The organism is Polaromonas sp. (genome assembly GCF_013817205.1).
In the GTDB taxonomy this organism is placed as follows: Bacteria; Pseudomonadota; Gammaproteobacteria; order Burkholderiales; family Burkholderiaceae_C; genus Polaromonas.
The window spans coordinates 1-7,796 of record NZ_JACDDD010000117.1; the positions used below are offsets into that span (position 1 = coordinate 1).

Below are 7,796 nucleotides of genomic sequence, written 5' to 3' on the forward strand. Positions count from 1 at the left end.
AAATTGGCCAAAACCCATCCAGTACCCAGACAATTCGACGAACGACACGCATCGGCCGCTGCGCGCCCCAAATCATGTGCTCATCGGACTACTGGTGAAATATCCGGGCTAGCTGGCCAGGCGGGTCATTTCCTGGAAGAGATCGGCCTTGCCTTCAAAACCGATGCCCGGCAACTCGGGCAAGGTCACAAAGCTGTTCTCTACTTTCACACCATCGGGAAAGCCGCCATAGGGCTGAAACAGATCTGGATAACTTTCGTTGCCGCCCAACCCAAGGCCGGCGGCAATTGCCAACGACATTTGGTGGCCACCGTGCGGAATGCAGCGCGCTGGCGACCAGCCGTTTTCCTTGAGCATGTCCAGCGTGCGCAGGTATTCCACCAGGCCGTAGCTGAGCGCGCAGTCAAACTGCAGCCAGTCGCGGTCGGGACGCATGCCGCCGTAGCGGATCAGGTTGCGCGCATCCTGCATTGAAAAAAGATTTTCACCCGTCGCCATAGGCTGGTCGTAATGTTGCGCCAGCTCCGCCTGCAAGGCATAGTCCAGCGGGTCCCCGGCTTCTTCGTACCAGAACAGATCGTACTGCGACATCGCCTTGGCGTAATCAATCGCGGTCTTCAAGTCGAAGCGGCCATTGGCGTCCACCGCCAGCCGCTGACCTGGTGCCAGCAGCTTGAGCACGGCCTCAATGCGTTTGCAGTCCTCAGCCAGCGAGGCGCCGCCGATTTTTTTCTTGACCACCGAGTAGCCGCGGTCCAGGTAGCTCTTCATCTCGCGCTCCAGGCCTTCAATTCCCTGCCCCGGCCAGTAGTAACCGCCAGCGGCGTAGACAAACACCTTGCGCTGTGGCGTGCCGTTGCCGTAACGCTCGGCCAGCAGTTGATACAAAGGCACGCCTTCGATCTTTGCCACCGCATCCCAGATAGCCATGTCGATGGTGCCAACGGCCACCGAGCGTTCACCGTGGCCGCCTGGTTTTTCATTGGTCATCATGGCCGCCCAGACTTTGTGCGGATCGAGGTTGTCGCGGGCGTCGTCCCGCAGGCTTTCGGGCGCGGCCTCCAGAATGCGCGGCGCAAAACGTTCGCGGATCAGGCCACCCTGGCCGTAGCGGCCGTTGGAATTGAAGCCATAGCCGATGACGGGTTTGCCGTTACGAACCACGTCGGTGACCACAGCCACCAGGCTCAGGTTCATTTTCGAAAAATCGATGTAGGCGTTACGGATGCTGGACTGAATGGACCGCGTGGATTCGCGGATGTCGATAATCTTCACAAGATCTCTCAATCAAAAGGGGCAAAGACTAAAAGAATTTGGGCCGCGACGCGCAAAAATGAATTTTGCGCATTGCCGCCCCTCTCCGGTTGACTAGCTCCCGTTATTTTTTACCCAGCCCCAAGCGCTGCGCGCCTTCGGTGTACAGCTTGGTCTTGTCCTTCATGAAGGCGTCCATCTGGTCAACGCTGACATTGACCAGCTCGAAGCCGCTTTTGGCAGCCAGCTCTTTCATCTCGGGCTCGTTGTTGAGAGCCGCCCACATGTCGGCAATCTTTTTGCGTGCTTCAGGCGGTGTCGATTTGGGCACGCCGATGCCGCGATAAGCGCCGTCGACCCAGTCCACGCCGAGTTCCTTGAACGTGGGAACATCGGGCAGCAGCGGGTGGCGTTTTTCCATGGCCACGGCCAGCGCCCGCGTCTTGCCCTTGTTGTTGATGGCAAAGGCGGTGTAGGTCACTGCACCGTCAATCTGGCTGCCAACCACCGCCAGCGCCATGTCGCCCGTGCCTTTGTACGGCACGTAGGTGCTCTTGATGCCGAAGGCCGCGTTCAGCCGCTCATGGGAGGCATGATTCGCAGAGTTCAGGCCAGAGCCGCCCAGGCTCATCTTGCCGGGATCTTTCTTCGCCGCGGCAATGAACTCGGCAAAAGTTTTGTACGGGCTGTTTTCTGGCACTACCAGCGCGTCGGGTGTGAAGTGGAACCAGAACACCGGAGTTACATCGGCCGTCTTGTACTGCACCACCCCCTCTATCGGCTGGAACACGATATGCGGAAGGTTGACCCCGACAATGTTCAAGCCATCGGGTGGAAGCTGGTTCATCTGCGACCACATCAACGCGCCACCGGCGCCGGCTTTGTACTGGATGATGGTGTCGATGGCCGGGCACTTTTTCTTGAGAACCACCTGCTGGTGGCGCGCCGACAGGTCAGATTCACCGCCGGGCGGGAAGGCTTGCCAGTACATCACATTCTTGTCGGGACAGGCGTGGGCCAGTGCATTGCCTGCAAATGGCGCCAGCAAGGTGAGGCTCAGGACGGAAATCAGCTTCTTCATGGTTTTGTCTCCTTTGGGTTTAGTGACTCTTTGCAAGGCTTCTCATCAACTCTTGATTCACGATTCGTGCTTCAGGCGGCGCGCCGCTGGACTTCCCCGGCGCCCGACAGGCGCTCGCACACGGCTTGGGTCACCTGCGCCGTGGTCGCACTTCCGCCCAGATCGCGGGTATGCAGCGAGGTGTCGGCGGTGATCTGCTCAATGACCTGCATCAGGCGCTGCGCTGCGGTGTTTTCGCCGAGGTGGTCGAGCAACATCACGCAGGACCAGAAGGTGCCAACCGGGTTGGCCAGCCCCTTACCCATGATGTCGAAGGCTGAGCCATGAATGGGTTCGAACATCGATGGGTAGCGCCGTTCGGGGTCGATGTTGGCCGTGGGCGCGATGCCCAGGCTGCCCGCCAGTGCAGCGGCCAGGTCGCTCAGCACATCGGCATGCAGATTCGTGGCAACCAAGGTGTCCAGCGACGCGGGGCGATTCACCATGCGAGCGGTACAGGCATCGACCAGTTCCTTGTCCCAGCGCACGTCGGGAAACTCTTTGCCTATCTGCAGCGCGATCTCGTCCCACATCACCATGCCGTGGCGCTGGGCGTTGGACTTGGTCACCACGGTCAGCAGTTTGCGCGGGCGCGACTGCGCCAGCCGGAAGGCAAAACGCATGATGCGCTCGACCCCCGCACGCGTCAGGATGGACATGTCAGTGGCCACCTCGATCGGATGACCCTGGTGCACGCGGCCGCCGACGCCGGCGTATTCACCTTCGGAGTTTTCACGAACGATGACCCAGTCCAAGTCCTTGGCTGTGCAGCGCTTGAGCGGCGCGTCAATGCCGGGCAGGATGCGGGTCGGCCGCACATTGGCGTACTGATCGAAGCCCTGACAGATCTTCAGGCGCAGCCCCCAGAGCGTGATGTGGTCGGGAATATGCGGGTCGCCGGCAGAGCCGAACAGGATGGCATCCATGCCGCGCAACGCATTCAGCCCGTCGTCCGGCATCATCACGCCGTGTTTGCGGAACCAGTCGCCGCCCCAGCCGAAAGATGTGAAGTCAAAACTGAATTTCTTCTCTGCAGCGGCCAGCGTTTGCAGCACCTGTTGGCCAGCTGGAATCACTTCCTTGCCGATGCCGTCGCCCGGGATGCAGGCGATCTTGTAGCTTTTCACGGGGTTTCCTTGGTTGATGTAATGCCAATGACTTTACGGATTGCAGCGTTCAAAAGCGGCGTGTGGAGTTATCCTATTGTTTACTTTGAGTTAATAATAAGCACCATGAGCACGCCCACCTCCGCCCCGTCCGAAATGGCTTTTTTTAGCCTGCTGGCGCGCTGCGGCAGTTTTTCGGCGACAGCTCGTGAGCTGGACGTCACGACGCCCGCCGTCAGCAAACGCCTGGCCCAGATGGAAGCCCGCCTGGGTGCTCAGCTGCTCAACCGCACGACGCGGCGTGTCAGCCTGACACCCGAGGGTGAGCTTTACCTGACACACGCGCGCCGCATCCTGGCCGACATCGAGGACATGGAGCAACGAGTAGCCAGCGCGGTCGCCGCGCCCAAAGGCCTGCTGCGCGTGAACGCCACCCTGGGTTTTGGCCGTAGCCACATTGCGCCGCTGATTTCGGGTTTTGCAAGGATTCATCCCGAAGTGCAGATCCAGCTGCAGCTCACAGTCAACCCGCCGCCAGCTGACGACGACGCCTTTGACGTCTGCGTGCGTTTCGGTGAGCCGCCGGACGCGCGCGTAATCGCCCGCAAGCTGGCGCCCAACCGCCGTCTGCTGTGCGCCTCGCCAGCCTACCTGGCCAAACGCGGCGCGCCCCGGGTGCCGCACGACCTGACGCAGCACAGCTGTATCGGCATACGCCAGGGAGGTGAGGCCTACGGTATCTGGCGCCTGGGTGCTGGCAAACGTGTGGAAACCGTCAAGGTGCGCGGCAACCTGAGTACGAGCGACGGTGAAATTGCGGTGAACTGGGCGCTGGCCGGCCACGGCATCGTGATGCGGGCGGAGTGGGATGTAGCGCGTTACCTGCGCAGCGGTCGCCTGCGCCAGGTGCTCGAAAACTACCAGTCACCGCCGGCCGACATTCATGCAGTCTGGCCGCAACGACACCAGGCATCAGCGCGGGTCAGGGCCTTTGTGGACTACCTGGCCGGCCATTTTGAAAAAAGCTCGACGCGTTCTGCTGGCCTGGTGACCGGCTGGTGAACCTGCCTGTAGCGCGGCAGGCTTACTGCCGGATTCGGCCGGTGGCAGTGACGATGGTCAGCTCGACAAAGCGCGATCCAGACCGCATGCCCGGCTTGAAGCCGACCTTGTAGCCGCCCAGATCGACATCAACAGTGTCGAGCGCGCTGACAAAACCCTCGCGCGAGATCTTTGGGCCCATACGACGCGCCGCTTCCACAATCACCGCTCCGGCGATGTAACCTTCCATCATCGCGTAGCTCACGGGCACTTCCAGATTCGGCGTGGACGCGGCGATGTCGCTGAACTCCTTGGACAGCCGACCCGATATCTTGTACGGGTTGGGCGTGACCTGGGTGATGGCCAAGCCCTTGAGCTGGTCTTCGCCCAGGCGCTGTGAAATCTGCTCGATGTCCGCGCCGGAATGGGCGAACAACTGCGCCGCGCCGCCGTCCAGCCGATATTTTTCGATGAAGGCCCCCGCAGCAGCGCCGCTGGCCACGACGATGATGGCCTGCGGCGCGGCGTTGATGAAGGTGTCCACCGCAGAATTGGCAACCTTGTTGGTCCCCAGCACATAAGTGGCCTTGACGGTGAGCTTGGCACCGCGTGCCTTCATCACTTCCTCCACGGCAGCCACCAGGGTGGCGGCGCCAGCGCCATCAGGGTAAAACAAACCCAGGCGGTTCACACCCACGGTGACCAGGTGTTCGGTGATCTTGTTGATCTCGTCGCGCAGACTGGCGCGAACGCTGTAAACCAGCGGGGTCTCGCTGCGGATTTCGTTGACGCGGTAGCCGACCAGGGCGATGTTCTCGGTTTCCAGCAATTTCGACGCCACCAGGTCACCCACGACTCGATCACCAAAATAACCGGCCAGCACCAGCGGCCGGCTTTCGCTCAGAAGCGCCTTGGTGGCGGCCATGTTGTCGGCCTGTCGGCCGCCGTCGTCCTTGCGCACCAGGCTGAAGGTGTGGCCATTGACACCGCCGGCCTTGTTGGCCTTGTTCAGCGCCAGCTGGATACCGGTGGAGTAGGCGCGGGCCTGAGTGCCTTCCAGCCCGGACAGCGGCGCGACCTGCCCGACCACAATTTGGGCCGCCCCCGCCGCCAGAGAAGCGGCCGTGAGGCCGGTGAGCGCAAGCGTGCGAACCAGCAAATGGATATGCATCATGGTATTTCTCCTCGGTATCAACGACGGCAGACTTCGGCGAGTGCCTGGGCTGCCGGCAGCAAATTATTTGCATGACAATGCATTGAAGCACTTAACAAGGCCCGCGTCGATACGCGATATTACGCAGAACTTACAACTTACGTTGGCATGCCAACGCCGGCAAAAGAGCGCCGTGGAGATGGCGAAGCGCGGCGCTCAGGGCGTTTTGGCGCCACTTTCAAACCACTGGCGGACCAGGGCGCGTTCGGCATCGGGCATGGCGGTGGCGTTGTTCATCGGCATGATTTTGCTGACCACCACTTGCTGGTAGATCGACTGCGCGTGCTGGCTGAGCAGGGCTGGCGAGTCCAGCCGGATGTTCTTCATCTGCAGTTGCGCTCCGTGGCACTGGTAGCAGCGCTGCTCCATCACTTTTTGCAGTTTTTCATAGTCAAATCGGCCTTCAGCCCCCGTTCCACCTGCGGCTACAGCTCCTGAATTGATAGCAACAGGCGTCGCCGAAGGCGGCTTCATCCAGGCAATCGCGCCGAGGATCAGGACCACGCCCACCATGGCATAAGGCAAGGGATTGCCGTTGCGACCCAGCTTGTAGCCGTGGCGCATGACGAAGAACTGGCGGATCAGCGCGCCAGCCAGCATCATGACAATCAGCACCAGCCAGTTCTGTGGATGGCTGTAGGTGAAGCTGTAGTGGTTGCTGAGCATGGCAAACAGCACCGGCAGCGTGAAGTAGGTGTTGTGCACGCTGCGCTGCTTGCCGCGCTGGCCATGCACCGGGTCTACCGGCTCGCCGGCCTTGATGCTGGCAATCACCTTGCGCTGGCCGGGAATGATCCAGAAGAACACGTTGGCACTCATAGCGGTGGCAATCATGGCGCCCACCAGCAAAAACGCCGCACGCCCGGCAAACCAGTGGCAGGCCAGCCACGACGCCACGCAGACCAGCAACAACACCAGCGCGCCGACGATGGCATCGCCGTTTTTGCGTTTGCCGAAGACCTGGCAGATGCCGTCGTACAGCATCCAGAACACCACAAAAAACGACAACGCCACACCGATGGCGGCGCCGGAGGACCAGTTCATCAGTGACTTGTCGATCAGGTAGGTGCCGGCGCTCCAGAGGTAAGACACCGTGAACAGCGCAAACCCCGACAGCCAAGTGCTGTAACTCTCCCAATAAAACCAGTGCAAATGTTTAGGCAGTTCAGGCGGCTTGACCGCAAATTTGACGGGGTGGTAAAAACCGCCGCCGTGCACCGCCCAGAGTTCGCCACTGACGCCCTGCTTCTTGAGGTCGTCGTCCTCTGGCGGCGTCAGGCTGGAATCGAGAAAGACAAAATAAAAGGAGGACCCGATCCAGGCGACGGCGGTGATGACGTGGACCCAGCGCAGCAGCAGGTTGGCCCAGTCCAGGTAATAACTTTCCATGACTCAACTTTCAAACCTGCTCACCACTGCGGGCGCTCTGAGCAGAATTTAGGCCACGAACACAAGGGCTCCGCTGCGACCTGTCCACGAAAGTGTATACACTTTTATGGCCTGATGCAAACCTCAGGCCCTCTCACTTTCCCGCTGACTCCCTCAGCAACAACTGTGCGGCCACTGACACCGCGATCACCTCCGGCTCCTTGCCGGCGATGCCGGGCAGCCCGATCGGGTTGGTCACATGTGCCAGTTCCTCTTCGCTAAAACCGCGGGCCAGCAGCCGGTGGCGAAAGGTAGCCCACTTGGTTTGGCTGCCAATCAACCCGATATAGGGGAAATCATTTTTCTCGCGCTGGCGTTTCAGGCATTCGGCGACGATGTCCAGGTCTTCGGCGTGGCTGAAACTCATGATCAGTACGCGCGACTGCGGCGCCAGGCCACGCACCGCCCCCTGCACTGGATCCGAGTGTTCGCACGTGATGTTTGGCCCCCACGCTCGCTCACTTCGTGTAGCTTCCTGCCCCCCGAGGGGGTGCATTTTTCCTTGGGGCGGCCCGGCGGAATTTGGCCCCCACGCTCGCTCACTTCGTGTAGCTTCCTGCCCCCCGAGGGGGTGCATTTTTCCTTGGGGCGGCCCGGCGGAATTTGGCCCCCACGCTCGCTCACTTCGTGTAGC

6 protein-coding genes and 1 pseudogene are annotated in these 7,796 nt (G+C 60.9%); 1 reads left to right on the top strand and 6 read right to left on the bottom strand.

Features of this window, described 5'->3' with window-relative positions; all coding sequences use genetic code 11:
- Positions 1 to 108 precede the first annotated feature (108 nt).
- From H0W47_RS17720 to H0W47_RS17730, 3 genes are all read right to left on the bottom strand, one after another.
- The gene (locus H0W47_RS17720; RefSeq protein ID WP_296926797.1) at positions 109 to 1,275 is read right to left on the bottom strand and encodes a mandelate racemase/muconate lactonizing enzyme family protein; all 1,167 of its coding nucleotides are present in this window, start codon (positions 1,273 to 1,275) and stop codon (positions 109 to 111) included.
- A gap of 103 nt (positions 1,276 to 1,378) precedes the next feature.
- Positions 1,379 to 2,335, bottom strand: a complete 957-nt coding sequence (locus H0W47_RS17725) for a tripartite tricarboxylate transporter substrate binding protein (protein ID WP_296926799.1) — start codon at positions 2,333 to 2,335, stop codon at positions 1,379 to 1,381.
- Between the two features lie 71 nt (positions 2,336 to 2,406).
- A complete protein-coding gene (locus tag H0W47_RS17730; protein WP_296926801.1) occupies positions 2,407 to 3,501 on the bottom strand; it encodes a tartrate dehydrogenase in 1,095 nt (364 codons plus the stop codon).
- 105 nt (positions 3,502 to 3,606) lie between these two features.
- Between H0W47_RS17730 and H0W47_RS17735 the strand changes: the two genes are divergently transcribed.
- Positions 3,607 to 4,542, top strand: a complete 936-nt coding sequence (locus H0W47_RS17735; protein ID WP_296926803.1) for a LysR family transcriptional regulator — start codon at positions 3,607 to 3,609, stop codon at positions 4,540 to 4,542.
- 22 nt (positions 4,543 to 4,564) lie between these two features.
- On the opposite strand, the gene H0W47_RS17740 is transcribed toward H0W47_RS17735, so the two are convergent.
- The 3 genes and pseudogenes from H0W47_RS17740 to H0W47_RS17750 form a co-directional block, all read right to left on the bottom strand.
- Complete coding sequence (locus tag H0W47_RS17740; protein WP_296926805.1) at positions 4,565 to 5,695, bottom strand: ABC transporter substrate-binding protein; 1,131 nt, start codon at positions 5,693 to 5,695, stop codon at positions 4,565 to 4,567.
- Between the two features lie 195 nt (positions 5,696 to 5,890).
- A complete protein-coding gene (locus tag H0W47_RS17745) occupies positions 5,891 to 7,123 on the bottom strand; it encodes a urate hydroxylase PuuD (protein ID WP_296926807.1) in 1,233 nt (410 codons plus the stop codon).
- Positions 7,124 to 7,256: 133 nt separating this feature from the next.
- Positions 7,257 to 7,601: pseudogene (locus H0W47_RS17750) on the bottom strand (XdhC family protein); the annotation flags it as partial.
- Positions 7,602 to 7,796: the final 195 nt, after the last annotated feature.